We start from the raw sequence: 18,759 nt of genomic DNA, 5'->3' as shown, positions 1-18,759 counted from the left end.
TATGTAATAATTTTAGGAGAAGATGTTTATGAGATTAGATAAATATTTAAAAGTTTCTAGAATAATAAAAAGAAGAACAATTGCTAAAGAAGCATGTGAAGGTGGAAGAGTGATTATTAATAATAAGGTAGCAAAACCTTCTACAGATGTAAAAGAAGGTGATGTTATAGAAATATTATTTGGAAATAGAAGTTTAAAAGCAGAAATTATAAATATAGCAGATCATGTTAGAAAAGAAAATGCTAAAGATATGTATAAAATTTTAGGAGGCGAAGAAGATAAAGATGAATAATAATTGATGACTAGTAGGTATTAATAAAACCTATTGGTCATTTTTTTTTATTATAATGCATAATTATAAGTTAGGGTAATACTTGTTAAATTTTTAGGAGGGGGTTTAGTGAATAATAAAAAAGAATTAACACTTGAAAATAAAAAAAGTAACTTATCTTTAGAAGATAGAAAAAAATTATGGTTAACAGGTGTTTTAGAAGTTTTAGGATTTAATGAAGAAAAAATAAGTGTTAATACTAATTTAGGGTTATTAATTATAAAAGGTGAAGGGTTAAAAATGAATAAATTAGATGTACAAAATGGTGAGGTAATAATATCAGGATATGTATATTCACTAAATTATATTGGGAAAAAATCTAAAAAAAATTTTTTTCCTAAAATTTTAGGAAGGTGATTAAATAATTATGCTTTTACCATTAAATTTACAATTCAATATAATTATATTTGCTATATTAGCGGGAATATTAACGGGTTTTCTTTTTGATTTTTATAGGATAATTAGAGGATATGGAATACCTAAATTAATAATTATTATTGAAGATATATTATTTTGGATTTTTTGTTCATTAGTTGTTTTTGCATTTCTTTTAATATTTAATTATGCTTTTCTAGGAACATATGTATATATAATTATGGGGATAGTAGTTTTAATTCATTTGAAATTTATATCTCCTAAATTTATAAAAATGGAAAAAAAATTTATATATTTAACATATAAAAGTGGAAGAATAACGGTTAAGAACTTAATATATGTATTAAAAAGTATATTTAGTAAATAAAATGATAAAACTAATATAAAAATTTCTTGAATTAAAAATTAATAATGATTAAAATATACTTATAGTCATACTATGCTATTTATGGGGGATATAAGTATGAGAAAAAAGTTTAATATTAAAAATATAGTAATGATAACATTAATTGCTATATTTTGTATTAGTATTGTTAGGCAAGAGCTTACCATGAAAAGGATAAATAGTGATATTCAAGGAAAGCAAAAACAATTACAAGATCTTAAAAATAAGAATGAAAGATTACAAGAAGAAGTTAATCAATCTACTACTGATGAGTATATTGAAAGATTAGCACGAGAAAGATTGGGTATGATTAAACCAGGAGAAAAAGTAATTGTAAATTCTGATAAAACTAATTAAAATGGTTATTATAGTAAATAACATATATTTATTTTAAATTTTAAGGAGGAATCTTTTAAACATGACCTTAATGGCAGGAAACATATTAGAAGGTAAAGTAATAAACATTACAAACTTTGGTGCTTTCATTGAAGTAGAAGGGAAAACTGGTTTAGTTCATATATCAGAAGTTGCAGATACTTATGTTAAAGACATAAGAGAGCATTTAAAAGAACAGGATACTGTTAAAGTTAAAGTAATATCTATTGATGACAATGGTAAACTTAGCTTGTCTATAAAGCAAGCTATGCCTCCAAAAAGAAAATCAGCAAAACCAGCTGAATTTGATTGGAGCAATGAAAAGAAAAAACAATCTAATAATAACTTTGAAGATATAATGTCAAAGTTTTTGAAAGATAGTGAAGAAAGATTGCAAGATGTGAAAAAACATCAAGATGTAAAAACAAGAAGAAGAAGTTTAGGTTAATCAATATAAAGCTCCTATATTTAATATAGGAGTTTTTTATTTATATTTTAATAATGTGCTAATATAGTATAAAATATACGGTTTAATATCTATATTTTAAGTATTAAATAAAAAAAAATAAAAAAATTGAAAAAAGTATTGACACTATAGCAAAGCTTATGTATAATAAATCTTGTCGTTGAGAGATGACAGCAAAATGAAATGCCGAAGTGGCGGAACTGGCAGACGCACAGGACTTAAAATCCTGCGATGCTAACACATCGTACCGGTTCGATTCCGGTCTTCGGCACCAAATATCGCGGGGTGGAGCAGTTGGCAGCTCGTCGGGCTCATAACCCGAAGGTCGTAGGTTCAAGTCCTGCCCCCGCAACCAGATATGGCGGGATAGCTCAGTTGGCTAGAGCATTCGGTTCATACCCGAAGGGTCGCAGGTTCAAATCCTGTTCCCGCTACCATTAAAAATAAATACATGCCGAAGTGGCGGAACTGGCAGACGCACAGGACTTAAAATCCTGCGATGCTAACACATCGTACCGGTTCGATTCCGGTCTTCGGCACCAAAAACTCATCTTACAATAAGATGAGTTTTTTTATATGTTAATAGTAAGCAATATCTAATAAAGGAAAATAGAATAAGTATTTTTCTTCTACTCAATTTTTTATATTAAACTTTGAATGAAAATCTTACATCAAATCTAAATATTCAACATATTTTACAAATTTAAAATTTATATAATTTTTAAAATAAAAATAAAATATCTTATTAAATAGGATTACTAGTAGTTTTTTTAGTATAAAGAAATCTTTTTAAATAGTATATATATAAATCAAAGATAAATTTATGGCATCTTTTGTCTTATAAAAAAAATAAATAACTTCATTTCTTGACAATTATTTCCAAAGAATATTGATATAATTTATTTATGTTCATTAGAAATGAGGGGGAGAAATATGCAATTTGGAGTGAAAATTGATAATTATAAAAGATTAGAAAAAAAATCTAAAAATAAAAAATCTCTAAAATTTCAATTATCTTTTTCTAAGATAATTTTTAACATAATATCGGCAGTTTTAATTAGTAGAGTAACTATAGGTTTAAGCTTAGGTGAATTTAATAATTTAGCTCCTTTTGGAGTGGCTTATGTACTAGCTTTTTTAAATAATAGTAAAAAGCAAACATTAATAGTATCTGTTGGGGTGGTATTAGGATATTTAAGTTTGATTTGGAAAGTTGAACAAGTACCTATGTATATATTAATGCTTTTAGCAGTAGTTATATTCTTCTTAATACCATTGAAAATAAAAAACAAAATAAATATATTTATAAATTTATTTATATTATTTAGTATAACATTCATATATGGACTTTTTATTGTTAAGTCAGATATATTGTTAACATTAATTTCTTCAGTAGGAATGATTGCTTTAATTTATCCAATATATTATATGATTAAATATACTTTAAAATGTTTAGAAGATATTAAAGTTCAACATTTTTTTTCAACTGATGAAATAATTAGTATAGGATTATTTTTATGCTTAGTTATTGTTGGTATAGGTAATATAAAATTTTTGGGGTTAGATATAAGAAATATAGTTGCTTTATTTTTTGTTATATTTATTTCATATATAACAGATATAAATATGGGAGCTTGTATCGGTATATCAATGGGTTTGATTTTAGGGTTTGCATCTGGAGATTTGCTTTATTATGTAACTATATATGGAGCCTGTGGTCTTATATGTGGGATTTTTAAAGAAGCAGGTAAAGTTTTAACTTTTTTATCTTTTAATATAATATTCATTGCTATAACAATATATACGAAAAATTTTACTATACAAGTAATGCAAGAGTGTTTAATATCATCATTAATGTTTTTATTTATACCAAAAAAAATATTTGAAAATTTAGTTTTAGAAATTAATAAAGAAAAAAAAATTGAGCATTATAGTGAAGTACATTTTAAAAAAATTAAACAGGAACTAACAAGTAAATTAAGAGATTTTACGGATGTATTAGGAACTATGAGTATTACTTTAAATAATTTAGTTAATAATGATAAGTTAATGATGAAGAATAAAGGGAATGCTTTAGTTGAAAATCTTTCAGATAGAACTTGTAGCGAATGTGATATGCGATATATGTGTTGGAAAAGAGAATTACATGCAACTTATAATGGTTTTGCAGAACTTATAAATAATTATGAAAGTGGAATTAATGAATTTCCAAAAGAGTTAGAAAAAAAATGTATTAAAAAATATGCATTAATAAAAAATTTAGAAGAAACAATAAATAATCACATAATAAATGAAATGTTGAGACAAAGAATGGGGGAAGGAAGAAAATTATTAGCAAATCATATTAATAATATGGCATTAACAATAGATGAAATTGTTGATGATTTTAATAAAGAATTAATTTTGTGTGTGGAAGTAGAAAAATTATTGAGAAAATCTTTACTAAAAAATAATATTGAGTTTAGTGATATATTATGTTACAACGATAAAAGTGGTAGATTAAATATAAAACTAAATATGAATAATTGTTGTGGAGCACAACTTTGTGTTAAGGAAGCACTGCCTATTATAAATAAAATTGTAGGGAGAACTATGAGTATAGGTGGAGAAGGATGTTGTATAGATCCTAAAACTAATATATGTGAAGTTTTAATAGAAGAATCTCCTAAGTATCATATATCATCATGTGTTGCAGTAGCAACTAAAAGTGGTGAAAAATATACAGGAGATTCATATAGTTATGGTAAAACTAAAGATGGAAATTATATTGTAGTTGTATCAGATGGAATGGGATCAGGACCAGAAGCAGGATTAGAAAGTAAAATAGCAGTTGAAATAATAGAGCAATTTATGGAAGTTGGATTTAATGAAATGACTGCTATTGATGCTGTAAATTCACTAATGAATATAAAGTTCAGTGAGGATGAAAAATTTTCTACGCTAGATATGACTAAAATAGATTTATATACTGGAAATGCTAAATTTATGAAAGTTGGTGCAGTTGAAAGCTTTATAAAACGAGGTAGTAAAATTGAAGCAATTGATTCTAAAACTTTACCATTTGGAGTTTTAGAAAATGCTGATATAGATACAGTTGAAAAGAAAATTTCTAATGGAGATATAATAGTAACAATCAGTGATGGCATTTTAGATATAAATAGAGATGGATCTTTTTCAATTGAGTGGTTAGTTGAATTTTTAAGAGATACTCATTATAAACAACCTAAAGATTTATCTTTAGCAATAGTAGAAAAAGCTAAAGAATTAAGTGGAGGAAAAGCTAATGATGATATGACTGTAGTTGTATCAAAAATATATGCATTATATTAATTAAGAATAAATTTAGAGTTATATGAAAATATTAAAAATTAATAACGTAATTAATTTACAAAAGTATTTTAAATTTTAATATGGGCTATTTACTAAGTTGAAATAGTATTATTATAGTATTATTAATATCTTAGAAAATAGCCAATTTATTTGATAAAAATGAATAATTGCCATTACATATTAAATAAGAATTTTAACAAGAAAATTATTATGTTATAATAAAGTATTAAAATTTATAATAGTGTGGGGCAAAAATATGATAAATAAAGTTAAAAATTTTATTAGAGATAACTCTATGATGGATAAGGGTGATAAAGTTTTAATTGCTTTATCAGGAGGTCCAGATTCAGTATGTTTATTGTATATATTACATAAATTAAAAGATGATTTACAGATTAAATTACATGCTGCACATGTAAACCATTGTTTAAGAGGAGAAAATGCATTAAAAGATGAAGAATATTGTAAAGAAATTTGCAAGTATTTAGATATTCCTATAAGTATAAAAAGAGTAGATATAAATAATATATCAAAAGAAAAATCTATATCTACAGAAATGGCTGGTAGGGAAGAGAGATATTCCTTTTTTAATGAGGTAAAAAAACAATTCAATATAAGCAAAATAGCAATAGCACATAATTCTAATGATCAAGCAGAAACAGTTATAATGAGGGCAGTAAGAGGAAGTGGAATTGAAGGACTTACAGGAATAAAACCTATAAGAGATAATTTATATATAAGACCAATTTTATGCTTAACTAGAAAAGAAATAGAAAATTATTGTGCAAACGAGAATCTTAAAGCAAGAATTGATGAAACTAATTTAGAAGAAATATATTCTAGAAATAAAATAAGATTAAAAGCTATACCTTTTTTAGAAGAAAATTTCAATGCTAATTTAATATCTACCTTAAATAGATTAGCCTATTCATGCAGTAAAGACGTTGAGTTTATAGAAGAAGTTGTCACTGAAAGATATAAAAAATATTGTGAGAATTTTAGTGATAGTATAGTTATAAAAGAGGATGCTTTTAATGAAAAAGAAGCTATATTAACTAGAATTATAAAAAAGTCTTTAATGAATATTAGTAAAAAATTTAATAATTTTGAAATGAAGCATATATACGATATAATAACATTGCAAAAGGGAGAAACAGGAAAAAATATACATATAACTAATGGTGTAATAGCTAAAAATGAATATGGGAAAATTAAGCTTATTTTAAAAGAAAATTTAAATAAGGATTTAAAAAAAGATAAAATTGAGTTAGGAAATTTACATATAGAGCTTAAAGAAAATAAAATTATAAATATTTATGATGATTATTTTGGAAAATTTGAATTTTCATTAACAAATAATAAAATTAATTTTAATGATGAATTCACAAAATATTTTGATTATGATAAAATTTCTAACATTAGTATAAGAAATAGAAGAGATGGAGATAGAATAGTTCCTTTAGGAATGAAATGTTCAAAAAAATTAAAAGATATTTTTATGGATTGTAAAATTCCAAAAGATAAAAGAAGTGAAATTCCATTATTGATATTTAATGATAAAATTGCATGGGTAGTTGGTGTAAAAGTAAGTGATGAATTTAAAATTAATAAAAAAACTAAAAATATATTAAAAGTTAAATTTGAAAGAGAGGAATAAAAATATGCAAAAAAATATTATAAATGATGTTGAAAAAGTTTTATATTCAGAAGAAGTTTTGATTAAGAGAATTAAAGAATTAGCACAAGAGATAAGCAATGATTATAGTAATAAAGATCTTTTAATAGTTGGTGTATTAAAAGGATCTGTTGTTTTTACATCAGACTTAATTAAATATATAACAATTCCTTGTGCTATAGACTTTATGGCTGTATCTAGTTATGGAAACTCTACAGAAACATCAGGAGTAGTAAGAATTTTAAAAGATTTAGATAACGATATAGAAGGTAAAGATGTATTAATAGTAGAAGATATTGTTGATACAGGTGTAACTTTAAGTTATTTATTAGAATATTTAAAGGCAAGAAAAGCAAATAGTATAGAAATTGTAGCTTTATTAAATAAAGAAGCTAGAAGAAAATCAGATATTAAAGTAAAGTATATAGGATTTGAAGTTCCAGATGAATTTATTGTAGGATATGGAATTGATTATGCTGAAAATTATAGGAATTTACCTTTCATAGGTTCATTAAAAAGAGAAATTTATGAGAAGTAAATAATAAATAGTAAATATTGTAAAAATAAAAATATTGTGTTAAAATTTTATAAGTAATTTGAGAGAGGGGGGCCATAGAAATGAAAAAAATGTCAAGTTTAACGGCCTGGATTATAATCTTCTTTTTAATAATAACGGCAGCATATGCTTTCTATAAAGGCGGAGAAGTTAAGTCTAATATAAGTTATAGTTCTTTTGAACAAAAATGGAAAAACGATGAAGTTAAAAAGGTAACAATTATAGAAGAAAAAGATTCTATAGAAGGTGTATTAAAAGATGGAACAACTTTTAATACATATGCTCCAGCAGAAACATTTTCAAAATTAATGCAATCTACACCAAGTACAGCAGATGTTACTTTTGAACCTCCAGCAAATATGTCTGTTTGGTTTCAAGTAATACCAACTATATTAATGATGGTAATATTTTTATCATTTTTCTTTATGTTTATGCAACAATCACAAGGTGGTGGTGGTAATAGAGGTGTAATGAACTTTGGAAAAAGTAGAGCAAAATTAGCTTCACCAGATAGTAAAAAAGTTACATTTAAAGATGTAGCAGGAGCAGATGAGGAAAAAGCTGAATTAGAGGAAATTGTAGATTTCTTAAAGCAACCTAAAAGATATATAGAAATGGGTGCAAGAATACCAAAAGGGGTACTATTAGTAGGGCCTCCAGGAACAGGTAAAACATTATTAGCTAAGGCTATTGCAGGAGAAGCTGGAGTTCCATTTTTTAGCATATCAGGTTCGGATTTTGTGGAAATGTTTGTAGGTGTTGGGGCTTCAAGAGTTAGAGATTTATTTGAGCAAGCCAAGAAAAATGCTCCTTGTATAGTTTTTATTGATGAAATAGACGCTGTTGGAAGACAAAGAGGAGCTGGAGTTGGTGGAGGTCATGATGAAAGAGAGCAAACTTTAAATCAACTTCTTGTTGAAATGGATGGTTTTGGAGTAAATGAAGGAATTATAATGATTGCAGCTACTAATAGACCAGATATATTAGATCCAGCCTTATTGAGACCAGGTAGATTTGATAGACAGATTGTTGTAGGTGCTCCTGATGTTACAGGTAGAGAAGAAATATTAAAAGTTCATACTAGAAATAAACCGTTAAATGAAGAAGTTGAACTTAAAGTATTAGCAAAAAGAACTCCGGGATTTAGTGGAGCTGATTTAGAAAACTTAACTAATGAAGCTGCTTTATTAGCAGTTAGAAGAAAAAAGCAAGCTATAGATATGAATGATATGGAAGAAGCTATAACAAGAGTTATAGCAGGCCCAGAAAAGAAAAGTAGAGTTATAAGTGAACACGATAAAAGAATTACAGCTTTCCATGAAGCGGGGCATGCAGTAGTTATGAGATGTTTAGAACATGCGGATCCAGTTCATGAAATAAGTATAATTCCTAGAGGTATGGCCGCAGGCTATACAATGCATCTTCCAGATGATGATAGAAGTCATGTATCTAAGTCAAAGTTAAAAGATGAAATGGTAGGATTATTAGGTGGAAGAGTTGCTGAAAAGCTAGTTATAGGAGATATAAGTACTGGAGCTAAAAATGATATTGATAGAACTAGTAGTATAGCTAGAAATATGGTAATGCAATATGGAATGAGTGATGAGATTGGACCTATATCTTTCGGCCAAGATAATAATGAAGTATTCTTAGGAAGAGATATAGGAAAAAGTAGAAATGTAAGTGAAGAAATAAGTTCTAAGATTGATAAAGAAATTAAAGGCCTTGTAGATGAAGCTTATGAGAGAGCAGAAAGAATATTACAAGAGCATATGAGTAAACTTCACGCAGTAGCTGAAACTTTATTAGAAAAAGAGAAAATAGATGGTAATGAATTTGAAAATATATTTAAAAATTCATAATAAAAAATAAAGAATCCTTAAGGGTTCTTTATTTTTTATTAAATAAAATTATGGATAAAAGCTATAATAGTATGCTATATACGAATTTTATTTAATTAAATAAAAAAAATATTCGTAAAACAGTTTATTTTTATAGATATTAAAGTTATAATATTTATAAAGTTATATGAAAAGAGGTGCTTTAATGAAAAGTGATATAGAAATAGCACAAAGTGCAAAAATGTTACCTATAGTTGAAATCGCAAAAAGTTTAGGTCTTAATGAAGATGATATTGAATTATATGGAAAATATAAGTGTAAAATTAATTTAAATGATTTAGATTTAAATGATAGTAAAGGGAAATTAGTTCTAGTAACAGCCATAAATCCAACACCAGCTGGAGAAGGAAAATCAACTGTAACAGTAGGGTTGGGACAAGCATTTAATAAAATAGGAAAAAAATCTATAATTGCATTAAGAGAACCTTCATTAGGTCCTGTTTTTGGAATAAAAGGAGGAGCTGCAGGAGGTGGATATTCACAAGTAGTTCCTATGGAAGATATAAATCTTCATTTTACAGGAGATATGCATGCTATAACTTCTGCTAATAATCTTTTATGTGCATCTATAGATAATCATATACATCAAGGTAATGAATTGAAGATAGACTCTAGAAGAATAATTTTTAAAAGAGTATTAGATATGAATGATAGAGCATTAAGACAAGTTGTTGTTGGTATGGGTGGAAAAATAAATGGTTTTTTAAGAGAAGATGGTTTTATGATTACTGTTGCATCAGAAATTATGGCTATATTATGTATGGCAAGAGATTTAAATGACTTAAAAGAACGTATGGGAAAAATTTTAATAGCATATGATTTAAGTGGAAATCCTATATTTGCTAAAGATTTAAAGATTGAAGGAGCTATGGCTCTTCTTATGAAAGATGCAATAAAACCTAATTTAGTTCAAACTTTAGAAAATACACCAGCAATAATACATGGAGGACCATTTGCTAACATAGCTCATGGATGTAATTCAATAATTGCAACGAAAACAGCGTTAACTTTAAGTGATATAACTATAACAGAAGCAGGATTTGGAGCAGATTTAGGAGCTGAAAAATTTTTAGACATAAAATGTAAATATGGTGATTTAAATCCTAATTGTGTAGTGATAGTAGCTACAATTAGAGCATTAAAACACCATGGAGGATTAGGAAAAGAACAATTAACTATACCTAATATAGAAGCATTATCAAAAGGAATTAAAAACTTAGAAAAACAAATAGAAAATATAAAAATATATGGTATACCTGTTGTAGTGGCTATAAATAAATTTATTTCCGATTCAGATGAAGAAATAAATTTTATAAAAGAGTTTTGTAAATCTATGGATGTAGAGGTAAGTGAAACAGAAGTTTGGGAAAAAGGAGGAGATGGTGGTATAGATTTAGCAAAAAAAATATTAAAAGTTGTTGAATCTACTCCTTCAAGTTTTGAAAGAATTTATAATGAAAATGAAACAATAAAGAATAAAATTTTAAAGATTGCTAAAACTATTTATGGTGCTGACGATGTAAAATATACGTCAACAGCAATTAAACAAATATTAGAATTAGAAAAGTTTAATCTTGATAAACTACCAATTTGTATAGCTAAAACCCAATATTCACTATCTGATAATCCAATGTTATTAGGAAGACCAGAAGGATTTGATATAACGGTTAAAGATGTAAGAGTATCAAATGGTGCTGGATTTTTAGTTGTATCTACAGGAGATATTATGACTATGCCAGGACTACCTAAAAATCCAGCAGCTAATAGAATGGATATAAAGGATAATGGTGAAATAATAGGATTATTTTAATTTAAATAAAAAATAAAGCGTGGGTAAGTGGAACCTACGTTTTATTTTTATATAATAATATTTTTGTCTGAAAAATAATTCTTTAAATATAGTTAGTAAAAGTATATAAAAGTATTTTTATTTGATAAATTGTAATTGCTTGACAAATGATTATGAGTTGTTAAAATTATATTGTTATATAAAGATTTATATGGTATTTTCCAGACGGCTTTGTAGCTGTCTTTAATTATATTAAGGTGGTGTAAACACATGATTTTACTTGTAGATGTAGGAAATACAAATATAGTATTAGGAGTTCATAACAACAAGAAGTACATAGCTTGTTGGAGACTATCTACCGATGTTAAAAAAACATCTGATGAATATGGAATACAAGTTATGCAATTGTTTAATCAAGCAAAGCTTAATCCATTAGAGGTTGAGGGCATTATAATATCTTCTGTAGTTCCTAATATCATGCATTCCCTAGAAAATATGATAAGAAAGTGTTTTGGAATTGAACCAATAATAGTAGGACCTGGAATAAAAACAGGAATGAATATAAAATATGATAATCCAAAAGAAGTTGGTGCTGATAGAATAGTAAATGCAGTTGCAGCATATGAGTTTCATAAGAAATCATTAATTGTAATAGATTTTGGAACAGCTACTACTTATTGTGCTATAACAAAAAATGGTGATTATCTAGGTGGAAATATTTGTCCAGGAATAAAGATTTCATCAGAAGCTCTTTTTGAAAGAGCAGCTAAATTACCAAGGGTGGAACTTGAAAAACCAAAGAGTCTAATATGTAAAAATACAGTAAGAAGTATGCAAGCAGGAATAATATATGGTTATATTGGTCAAGTAGAATATATAATAAAACGTATGAAGCAAGAAATGATAAATTTAGGTGAGGAAGAACCTTTTGTGTTAGCCACTGGAGGATTAGCTAAATTAATATTTAGTGAAACGAATGTAATTGATGAAATAGATTCAACTTTAACATTAGAAGGATTAAAAATACTTTATGATAAAAATAAGGAGTAGATTAAAATGAAAATTTCAAACATAACTCTAAAAAACAATGTATTTTTAGCACCTATGGCTGGAGTTACAGATATTTCTTTTAGAGGTCTTTGTAAGGAAATGGGAGTTGGTTTAGTTTGTACTGAAATGGTTAGTGCAAAAGCGTTATATTATGGTAACGAAAATACTAAAGAATTAATGAGAATAGCTGATGAAGAAAAACCAGTATCTTGTCAGATGTTTGGAAATGATCCTGAAATAATGGCGTATGTTGCAGAAAAATATTTTAATACAAATAAAGATATATGTATTATTGATGTGAATATGGGATGTCCGGCACCTAAAATAATTAAAAATGGTGAAGGTTCAGCATTAATGAAGGATCCTAAACTAGCTTATAATATAATTAATAGTATAAAAAAAGTTGCAAATAAGCCAGTAACAGTAAAATTTAGAATTGGTTTTGACCAAAACAATATAAATGCTGTTGAATTTGCTAAAATTATGGAAATGGCTGGGGCTGATGCTGTTGCTGTACATGGTAGAACAAGAGAACAAATGTATGAAGGAAAGGCCAACTGGGATATAATAAGACAAGTTAAAGAAGCCATTAATATACCTGTTATAGGTAATGGAGATGTATTTACTCCTGAGGATGCATTAAAGTTAAAACAAACAACTAATTGTGATGGAATTATGATTGGAAGAGGCAGTATGGGAAATCCATGGATTTTTAAACAAATAGTTCAAAAGTTAAATGGTGAAGAGGTTTATTCTCCTACTTCTTTGGAAAAAATAGATATGTGTATAAGGCATTATGAATTAGCTTTAAAATATGATGGTGATTATAAAGCTGTTAGAGAAATGAGAAAACATGCATCTTGGTATATAAAAGGTCTGAAAAATTGTACAGATATGAAAAATAAAATTAATTTAGAAAATGATCCTAAAAAAGTTGTTGATATATTGCAAGAATATAAAGAATTGCTAAAAGAAATTTAAATATAATTTAAAAAATATTAAAGAAAAATATTATTTATAAAGTTAATATTATTTGTAAATAATAAACTGTTAATGTAAAAGTAAATTTTTATAATAATCACAATAACCATTATTTTACTTTTGTATTGACATAATTAAAGGCAGGCATTATAATGTTTTAAATGCTATGCAAGTAAGCAGTTGGTGATTTATAGAGTAAATATAATCATTAAATTTTAATATAATACTATAAAAGTAATTAATTCGAAGGGGAGAAAAATATGAGCGATCAAAAAAAACACTTAATGACATATGAAGGTGTAAAAAAATTAGAAGATGAATTAGAATTTTTAAAGACAGTAAAGAGAAAAGAAATAACAGAAAAAATAAAAGTAGCTTTAGGATATGGAGATCTAAGCGAAAATTCAGAATATGATGAAGCTAAGAATGAACAAGCATTTACAGAAGGAAGAATTATCCAATTGGAAAGTATGTTAAAAAATGCAGTTGTTGTTGATGAATCAGAAATTTCAACTGATACTGTAACTGTTGGTTCAATAGTAAAAGTTATGGATTTTGAATTTGATGAAGAGGTTGAATATACAATAGTTGGTTCAGCAGAAGCAGACCCTATGAATTTTAAAATATCAAATGAATCACCAGTTGGAGCAGCTTTAATGACTAAAAAAGTTGGTGATACTATAGAAGTTAATGTTCCTGGGGGTATAAGTAAGTTTGAAATTCTAGGAATTAGAAGATAAAAAATGGAGGGATTTTAAAATGTCAAATGAGGAAGTAAATATTCACCAATTAGAAAACGAATTAAGTGAACAAGAATTATTAAGAAGACAAAAGTTAGCTGAGTTACAAGCAGCTGGTAAGGACCCATTTGATGTGTATAAGATAGATAAAACACATTCATCTACTGATATCATTAATAACTTTAATGAATTAGAAGGAAAAGAAGTAAAAGTTGCTGGTAGATTAATGTCTAAAAGAGGTCAAGGTAAAGTTATATTCTCTGATATACAAGATAGAGATGGTAGAATTCAATTATTTATAAAAATAGATAATGTAGGAGACGAAGCATTAAAAGAATATAAGACTTTTGATCTTGGAGATTGGATAGCTGCTACAGGTGTAGTTTTTAAAACACAAAAAGGTGAGATATCTGTAAAAGTTACTTCATTTCAATTAATATGTAAATCATTAAAACCATTACCAGAAAAATTCCATGGTCTTAAAGACCCTGATACAAGATACAGACAAAGAGAAGTTGATATAATAACAAATCCAGAAGTTAAGGAAACTTTCTTAAAAAGAGCAAAAATAATAAAAGCTATAAGAGAGTTTTTAGATAATAAAGGATTTTTAGAAGTTGAGACACCTATATTATCACCAATAGCTGGAGGTGCTGCTGCTAGACCATTTATAACTCACCATAATACTTTAGATATAGATATGTATTTAAGAATAGCTACAGAATTATATTTAAAAAGATGTATAGTGGCAGGATTTGAAAAAGTATATGATATGGGTAAGAACTTCAGAAATGAAGGAATGTCTGTAAGACATAATCCAGAATTTACAATGATAGAATTATACGAAGCTTATGCAGATTATAATGATATGATGGAAATAATGGAAAATATGATTGCATATGTAGCGGAAAAAGTAAACGGAACTACTAAAGTTAATTATCAAGGAACAGAGATTGATTTCAAACCGCCTTGGAGAAGATTAACAATGATGGATGCTGTTAAAGAATATGCAGGTATAGATTTTAATGAAATTAATAGTGATGAAGAAGCTCAATCAATAGCAAAAGAAAAGCATTTAGAATTTCCTAAAGATTTAAAATATGTAACTAAAGGAGAAGTATTAAATGCTTTATATGAAGAGTTTGCAGAAGAGCATATGATTCAGCCAACATTCATAACAGATTATCCAGTTGAAATTTCACCTCTTACTAAGAAAAAAAGAGGAAATGAAATGTTTACTGAAAGATTTGAAGGATTTATATTTGGTAGAGAAGTATGTAATGCTTATTCAGAATTAAATGATCCAATAGTTCAAAGAGAAAGATTTGAACAACAATCTAATGAAAGAGATCTTGGAGATGATGAAGCGTATATGATAGATGAAGAATTTATGAGCGCTTTAGAAACAGGAATGCCTCCAACAGGTGGCTTAGGAATTGGTATTGATAGAATGATAATGTTCTTAACTGATTCTGCATCAATTAGAGATGTTATATTATTTCCAACTATGAAGCCTTTAGGTAAATAATATATTAAAGAACTAAGATATTAATAGTTATATAATAAGAAAATGCATGATTTATTAAATTGTAAAAAAATAAATTATGCATTTATTTTATAATTTAATTGTATCATTTTTATTTGGAATTAATATGAAAAAAACAATAAAAAAGAGTTGATTTTTATTTTAAAAGTGATATAATAAATATTGTAAGATGTTCCTCGGTAGCTCAATGGTGGAGCACTCGGCTGTTAACCGATAGGTTGGAGGTTCGAGCCCTCTCCGAGGAGCCATTTTAAAATTAAAAAAGTTTTTAATAGCAGTGGAGTTCCATTGCTTTTTTTTATTTTAAAATATAGTAAAAAATACATAGAGATTTTATTGACATATTTATTTCTTTTGATAGAATTATAAATATAGTTGAATAAACGCAGTGAAAAAGAATAGTAATTTTAATATTTCTTTTAGAGAGATGATGGAAGGTGAAAATCATTAGAAAGTTAAAGTGAATGGAGCTTTGGAGTGTATTAATTTTGTAAAGTTGAGCTTATGCTAAGAAGGGTGGAACCGCGGATTTTTTTCGTCCCTTTAAAAGTATAGCTTTTTTTATTTATAAAATAAAATATTTTAAATAAATGGAGGTAATATAAGATGGTAGTTGAAAAAACAATGGATAAAATAGTTGCTTTATGTAAAAATAGAGGATTTATCTTTCCGGGTTCAGATATTTATGGTGGATTAGCCAACTCTTGGGATTATGGTCCTTTAGGTGTAGAATTTAAAAATAATGTTAAAAAAGCTTGGTGGAAAAAGTTTGTACAAGAAAGTAAATATAATGTTGGATTAGATTGTGCAATATTAATGAATAAAGAAGTTTGGGTTGCATCTGGTCACGTTGGTGGTTTTTCAGATCCTTTAATGGATTGTAAAGATTGTAAATCTAGATTTAGAGCAGATAAATTAGTTGAAGATCATATGACTGAAAATGGAGCTGAGGTAGCTACAGCTGATGGTTGGACTAATACTCAATTAAAAGAATACATTGAAGGTAACAATATAGTATGTCCTAAATGTGGAAAAATGAATTATACAGATATAAGAAAGTTTAATTTAATGTTTAAAACTTTCCAAGGTGTTACTGAAGATGCTAAAAATGAAATATATTTAAGACCAGAAACAGCTCAAGGTATATTTGTAAATTTTAAAGCTACTCAAAGAACTTCAAGAAAAAAAGTTCCATTTGGTATAGCTCAAATAGGTAAATCATTTAGAAATGAAATAACACCAGGAAACTTTACATTTAGAACAAGAGAATTTGAACAAATGGAACTTGAATTTTTCTGCAAACCAGGAACAGATTTAGAATGGTTTAGATATTGGAAAGATTATTGCTGGAATTTCTTGTTGAATTTAGGTATGAATATCGAGAATTTAAGAATGAGAGATCATGGAGAAGAGGAATTAAGTTTTTATTCAAATGCTACTTCAGATGTAGAATATTTATTCCCATTTGGTTGGGGTGAGTTATGGGGAATTGCAGATAGAACAGATTATGATTTAAAGAAGCATCAAGAACATTCAGGTCAAGATATGTCTTATTTAGATCCTCAAACTAATGAAAAATATATTCCTTATGTTATAGAACCATCATTAGGCGCAGATAGAGTTACATTAGCATTTTTAGTTGAAGCTTATGATGAAGAAGAATTAGATGGTGGAGATGTAAGATCAGTTATGCATTTTCATCCAGCATTAGCACCTTATAAAGCAGCTATATTACCTCTTTCTAAGAAGCTTTCAGAAAAAGCTGATGAAGTATATGCTGAATTAAGTAAAAAATTTAATGTAGATTATGATGAAACAGGAAGTATCGGAAAAAGATACAGAAGACAGGATGAAATAGGAACTCCATTCTGTATTACAATTGATTTTGATACATTAGAAGATGGATGTGTAACTGTAAGAGATAGAGATACAATGGAACAACAAAGAGTTAAAATAGAAGAGGTTGAAGGAATTATAGCTAAGAGCTTAGAATTCTAAAACAAAAGAGAAGTAAATTTTTTATTTACTTCTCTTTTATTTTACAGCTTAAAAAGGAGTTTTATATGAATAAAAAATTAAAGTTTAAAAAAGGAGATACTATAGCATTAACAGCTTGTTCTAATTCTATATCTATTGATAAATTATATATAGTCAATAGGTTAAAAGAAATACTAAATGAGTTAGGATTTAAAGTTGAAATTGCAAAGACACTATATTCTAAAGATGATATTTTAAATAAAGTACAAAAAGAAAAAGCACTAGAATTAATAAATTTTTTTAAAGATAAAAATGTTAAAGCTATTTTTGACATATCAGGTGGTGATTTAGCTAATGGATTATTAGAATATATAGATTTTAATATTATAAAACACCACTTTACAATAAATTTAACTAGCTAAAGAATCGTTATTAAGATGATTAATAACATCTTCAAGCGTAGTTATATTTTTATCAAGTTGTATTGTTTTAAGCAACTTGCCATAAATTAATTCTTTAGAAATACAATCAGAAATATAATATTTTGTTTCTTGTGGACTTTGAAATTTTAATTTAGAAAATTTACGGCTCATAAATGGTAATAAAACGGTTAGGCTATAGGCAACCCCTATTAAATTAGCATATTTTTCTATAGCTTCTTTGTGTCTTACCATATAATTACCAAAAGACCAAAAAGTTTTAGTTTGATAAAAAATAACCTCAATATTCCAACGCATTTTATATACATTAAAAACTGTTTTAGATTCAGATTTATCATTAGAGCTATTTTGATTACTTGGCATATTATCAAAACTATTAATTTTTTTAGGACATATAGTGCTTAAATATATTCTAACTGATGAAAATTTATTAATATCAGTGGTCGTAACTGTAATAAATACAGGCTCATCGTGTAGATTAGTCATTACTTTCTTATGGGCTATAAAATAATCATTTTCTTGCTTATAAGAAAATTTACGATAATCTAATTTATCACCTTTAGTCTTTGGTCTACCACGTTTACCTGTAGGTTCAGGCTTTAAATCATATATAGCTGTATCTTTACGAACAGCACCAATAATATCAACATTTTTTAATTTTTTAATAGGTTTTATGAAAGATGTTTTTGTATACCAACTATCACATAGAACTATTACTTGATAATCTTGTAAAATAGGAGCTACACCTGTTACCATATCAGCTGCTAATTCCATTTTGCTTTTTAGTGAATCGTAAAGTTTATACTGAACCGGAATTTTTATATAATGTATATTTCCTTTGA

General features: G+C 26.9%; 17 protein-coding genes, 5 tRNA genes and 1 other annotated feature. Of the genes, 21 read left to right on the top strand and 1 reads right to left on the bottom strand.

Features of this window, described 5'->3' with window-relative positions:
- The first annotated feature begins 28 nt into the window (after positions 1–28).
- From GBZ86_RS00110 to GBZ86_RS00010, 21 genes are all read left to right on the top strand, one after another.
- Complete coding sequence (locus tag GBZ86_RS00110) at positions 29–292, top strand: RNA-binding S4 domain-containing protein (protein WP_152886583.1); 264 nt, start codon at positions 29–31, stop codon at positions 290–292.
- A gap of 108 nt (positions 293–400) precedes the next feature.
- Positions 401–688: a sporulation protein YabP gene (gene yabP / locus GBZ86_RS00105; RefSeq protein ID WP_327443276.1), complete on the top strand. Its 288-nt coding sequence runs from the start codon at positions 401–403 to the stop codon at positions 686–688.
- A gap of 10 nt (positions 689–698) precedes the next feature.
- Positions 699–1,073 (top strand): spore cortex biosynthesis protein YabQ, encoded by a 375-nt coding sequence (yabQ, locus tag GBZ86_RS00100; RefSeq protein ID WP_152886581.1) that lies wholly within the window; start codon positions 699–701, stop codon positions 1,071–1,073.
- 96 nt (positions 1,074–1,169) lie between these two features.
- Positions 1,170–1,448, top strand: coding sequence for a cell division protein FtsL (gene ftsL / locus GBZ86_RS00095; protein ID WP_152886579.1), 279 nt, complete (start codon positions 1,170–1,172; stop codon positions 1,446–1,448).
- A gap of 61 nt (positions 1,449–1,509) precedes the next feature.
- Positions 1,510–1,914 (top strand): S1 domain-containing RNA-binding protein, encoded by a 405-nt coding sequence (locus tag GBZ86_RS00090; RefSeq protein ID WP_152886577.1) that lies wholly within the window; start codon positions 1,510–1,512, stop codon positions 1,912–1,914.
- A gap of 203 nt (positions 1,915–2,117) precedes the next feature.
- Positions 2,118–2,206 (top strand) — tRNA-Leu (locus GBZ86_RS00085).
- A 5-nt stretch (positions 2,207–2,211) separates the two neighbouring features.
- A tRNA-Met gene (locus GBZ86_RS00080) sits at positions 2,212–2,287 on the top strand.
- A gap of 5 nt (positions 2,288–2,292) precedes the next feature.
- Positions 2,293–2,369, top strand: a tRNA-Met gene (locus GBZ86_RS00075).
- Positions 2,370–2,385: 16 nt separating this feature from the next.
- Positions 2,386–2,474, top strand: a tRNA-Leu gene (locus GBZ86_RS00070).
- Between the two features lie 391 nt (positions 2,475–2,865).
- Positions 2,866–5,262 carry a stage II sporulation protein E gene (spoIIE, locus tag GBZ86_RS00065; RefSeq protein WP_152886575.1) on the top strand — a complete coding sequence of 799 codons (2,397 nt, stop codon included), beginning with the start codon at positions 2,866–2,868 and terminating at the stop codon, positions 5,260–5,262.
- A gap of 256 nt (positions 5,263–5,518) precedes the next feature.
- Complete coding sequence (gene tilS / locus GBZ86_RS00060; RefSeq protein WP_152886573.1) at positions 5,519–6,919, top strand: tRNA lysidine(34) synthetase TilS; 1,401 nt, start codon at positions 5,519–5,521, stop codon at positions 6,917–6,919.
- A 4-nt stretch (positions 6,920–6,923) separates the two neighbouring features.
- The gene (gene hpt, locus GBZ86_RS00055) at positions 6,924–7,475 is read left to right on the top strand and encodes a hypoxanthine phosphoribosyltransferase (RefSeq protein WP_152886564.1); all 552 of its coding nucleotides are present in this window, start codon (positions 6,924–6,926) and stop codon (positions 7,473–7,475) included.
- Between the two features lie 80 nt (positions 7,476–7,555).
- Positions 7,556–9,355, top strand: coding sequence for an ATP-dependent zinc metalloprotease FtsH (ftsH, locus tag GBZ86_RS00050; RefSeq protein ID WP_152886562.1), 1,800 nt, complete (start codon positions 7,556–7,558; stop codon positions 9,353–9,355).
- A gap of 184 nt (positions 9,356–9,539) precedes the next feature.
- On the top strand, positions 9,540–11,204 hold the full coding sequence (locus GBZ86_RS00045; protein ID WP_152886560.1) for a formate--tetrahydrofolate ligase: 1,665 nt from the start codon (positions 9,540–9,542) through the stop codon (positions 11,202–11,204).
- A gap of 249 nt (positions 11,205–11,453) precedes the next feature.
- The gene (locus GBZ86_RS00040; RefSeq protein ID WP_152886558.1) at positions 11,454–12,233 is read left to right on the top strand and encodes a type III pantothenate kinase; all 780 of its coding nucleotides are present in this window, start codon (positions 11,454–11,456) and stop codon (positions 12,231–12,233) included.
- 6 nt (positions 12,234–12,239) lie between these two features.
- Positions 12,240–13,214: a tRNA dihydrouridine synthase DusB gene (gene dusB, locus GBZ86_RS00035; RefSeq protein ID WP_152886556.1), complete on the top strand. Its 975-nt coding sequence runs from the start codon at positions 12,240–12,242 to the stop codon at positions 13,212–13,214.
- Between the two features lie 260 nt (positions 13,215–13,474).
- Positions 13,475–13,954, top strand: a complete 480-nt coding sequence (gene greA / locus GBZ86_RS00030) for a transcription elongation factor GreA (RefSeq protein WP_152886554.1) — start codon at positions 13,475–13,477, stop codon at positions 13,952–13,954.
- A 19-nt stretch (positions 13,955–13,973) separates the two neighbouring features.
- Positions 13,974–15,482, top strand: a complete 1,509-nt coding sequence (gene lysS, locus GBZ86_RS00025; RefSeq protein WP_152886552.1) for a lysine--tRNA ligase — start codon at positions 13,974–13,976, stop codon at positions 15,480–15,482.
- Between the two features lie 191 nt (positions 15,483–15,673).
- Positions 15,674–15,748, top strand: a tRNA-Asn gene (locus GBZ86_RS00020).
- Positions 15,749–15,879: 131 nt separating this feature from the next.
- Positions 15,880–16,046, top strand: a binding site (T-box leader).
- 60 nt (positions 16,047–16,106) lie between these two features.
- Positions 16,107–17,498 (top strand): glycine--tRNA ligase, encoded by a 1,392-nt coding sequence (locus GBZ86_RS00015; RefSeq protein ID WP_152886550.1) that lies wholly within the window; start codon positions 16,107–16,109, stop codon positions 17,496–17,498.
- A 65-nt stretch (positions 17,499–17,563) separates the two neighbouring features.
- Positions 17,564–17,899: an LD-carboxypeptidase gene (locus GBZ86_RS00010; RefSeq protein WP_152886549.1), complete on the top strand. Its 336-nt coding sequence runs from the start codon at positions 17,564–17,566 to the stop codon at positions 17,897–17,899.
- Here GBZ86_RS00010 and GBZ86_RS00005 read toward each other — a convergent pair.
- A partial coding sequence (locus GBZ86_RS00005; protein ID WP_152886548.1) for an IS701 family transposase occupies positions 17,888–18,759 on the bottom strand: 872 nt, incomplete at its 5' end. The genes GBZ86_RS00010 and GBZ86_RS00005 overlap by 12 nt on opposite strands.

The organism is Clostridium tarantellae, from assembly GCF_009295725.1.
GTDB lineage: Bacteria > Bacillota > Clostridia > Clostridiales > Clostridiaceae > Sarcina > Sarcina tarantellae.
This window is presented reverse-complemented; position numbering and strand designations above follow the sequence as displayed.

Excerpts from the sequence above, each read along its gene's own strand:
- tilS (WP_152886573.1), top strand. The coding sequence starts at position 5,519 with ATGATAAATAAAGTTAAAAATTTTATTAGAGATAACTCTATGATGGAT.
- GBZ86_RS00015 (WP_152886550.1), top strand. The coding sequence starts at position 16,107 with ATGGTAGTTGAAAAAACAATGGATAAAATAGTTGCTTTATGTAAAAAT.
- ftsL (WP_152886579.1), top strand. The coding sequence starts at position 1,170 with ATGAGAAAAAAGTTTAATATTAAAAATATAGTAATGATAACATTAATT.
- GBZ86_RS00040 (WP_152886558.1), top strand. The coding sequence starts at position 11,454 with ATGATTTTACTTGTAGATGTAGGAAATACAAATATAGTATTAGGAGTT.
- yabQ (WP_152886581.1), top strand. The coding sequence starts at position 699 with ATGCTTTTACCATTAAATTTACAATTCAATATAATTATATTTGCTATA.
- spoIIE (WP_152886575.1), top strand. The coding sequence starts at position 2,866 with ATGCAATTTGGAGTGAAAATTGATAATTATAAAAGATTAGAAAAAAAA.
- dusB (WP_152886556.1), top strand. The coding sequence starts at position 12,240 with ATGAAAATTTCAAACATAACTCTAAAAAACAATGTATTTTTAGCACCT.
- greA (WP_152886554.1), top strand. The coding sequence starts at position 13,475 with ATGAGCGATCAAAAAAAACACTTAATGACATATGAAGGTGTAAAAAAA.
- lysS (WP_152886552.1), top strand. The coding sequence starts at position 13,974 with ATGTCAAATGAGGAAGTAAATATTCACCAATTAGAAAACGAATTAAGT.
- ftsH (WP_152886562.1), top strand. The coding sequence starts at position 7,556 with ATGAAAAAAATGTCAAGTTTAACGGCCTGGATTATAATCTTCTTTTTA.
- GBZ86_RS00010 (WP_152886549.1), top strand. The coding sequence starts at position 17,564 with ATGAATAAAAAATTAAAGTTTAAAAAAGGAGATACTATAGCATTAACA.
- hpt (WP_152886564.1), top strand. The coding sequence starts at position 6,924 with ATGCAAAAAAATATTATAAATGATGTTGAAAAAGTTTTATATTCAGAA.
- GBZ86_RS00110 (WP_152886583.1), top strand. The coding sequence starts at position 29 with ATGAGATTAGATAAATATTTAAAAGTTTCTAGAATAATAAAAAGAAGA.
- GBZ86_RS00045 (WP_152886560.1), top strand. The coding sequence starts at position 9,540 with ATGAAAAGTGATATAGAAATAGCACAAAGTGCAAAAATGTTACCTATA.
- GBZ86_RS00090 (WP_152886577.1), top strand. The coding sequence starts at position 1,510 with ATGACCTTAATGGCAGGAAACATATTAGAAGGTAAAGTAATAAACATT.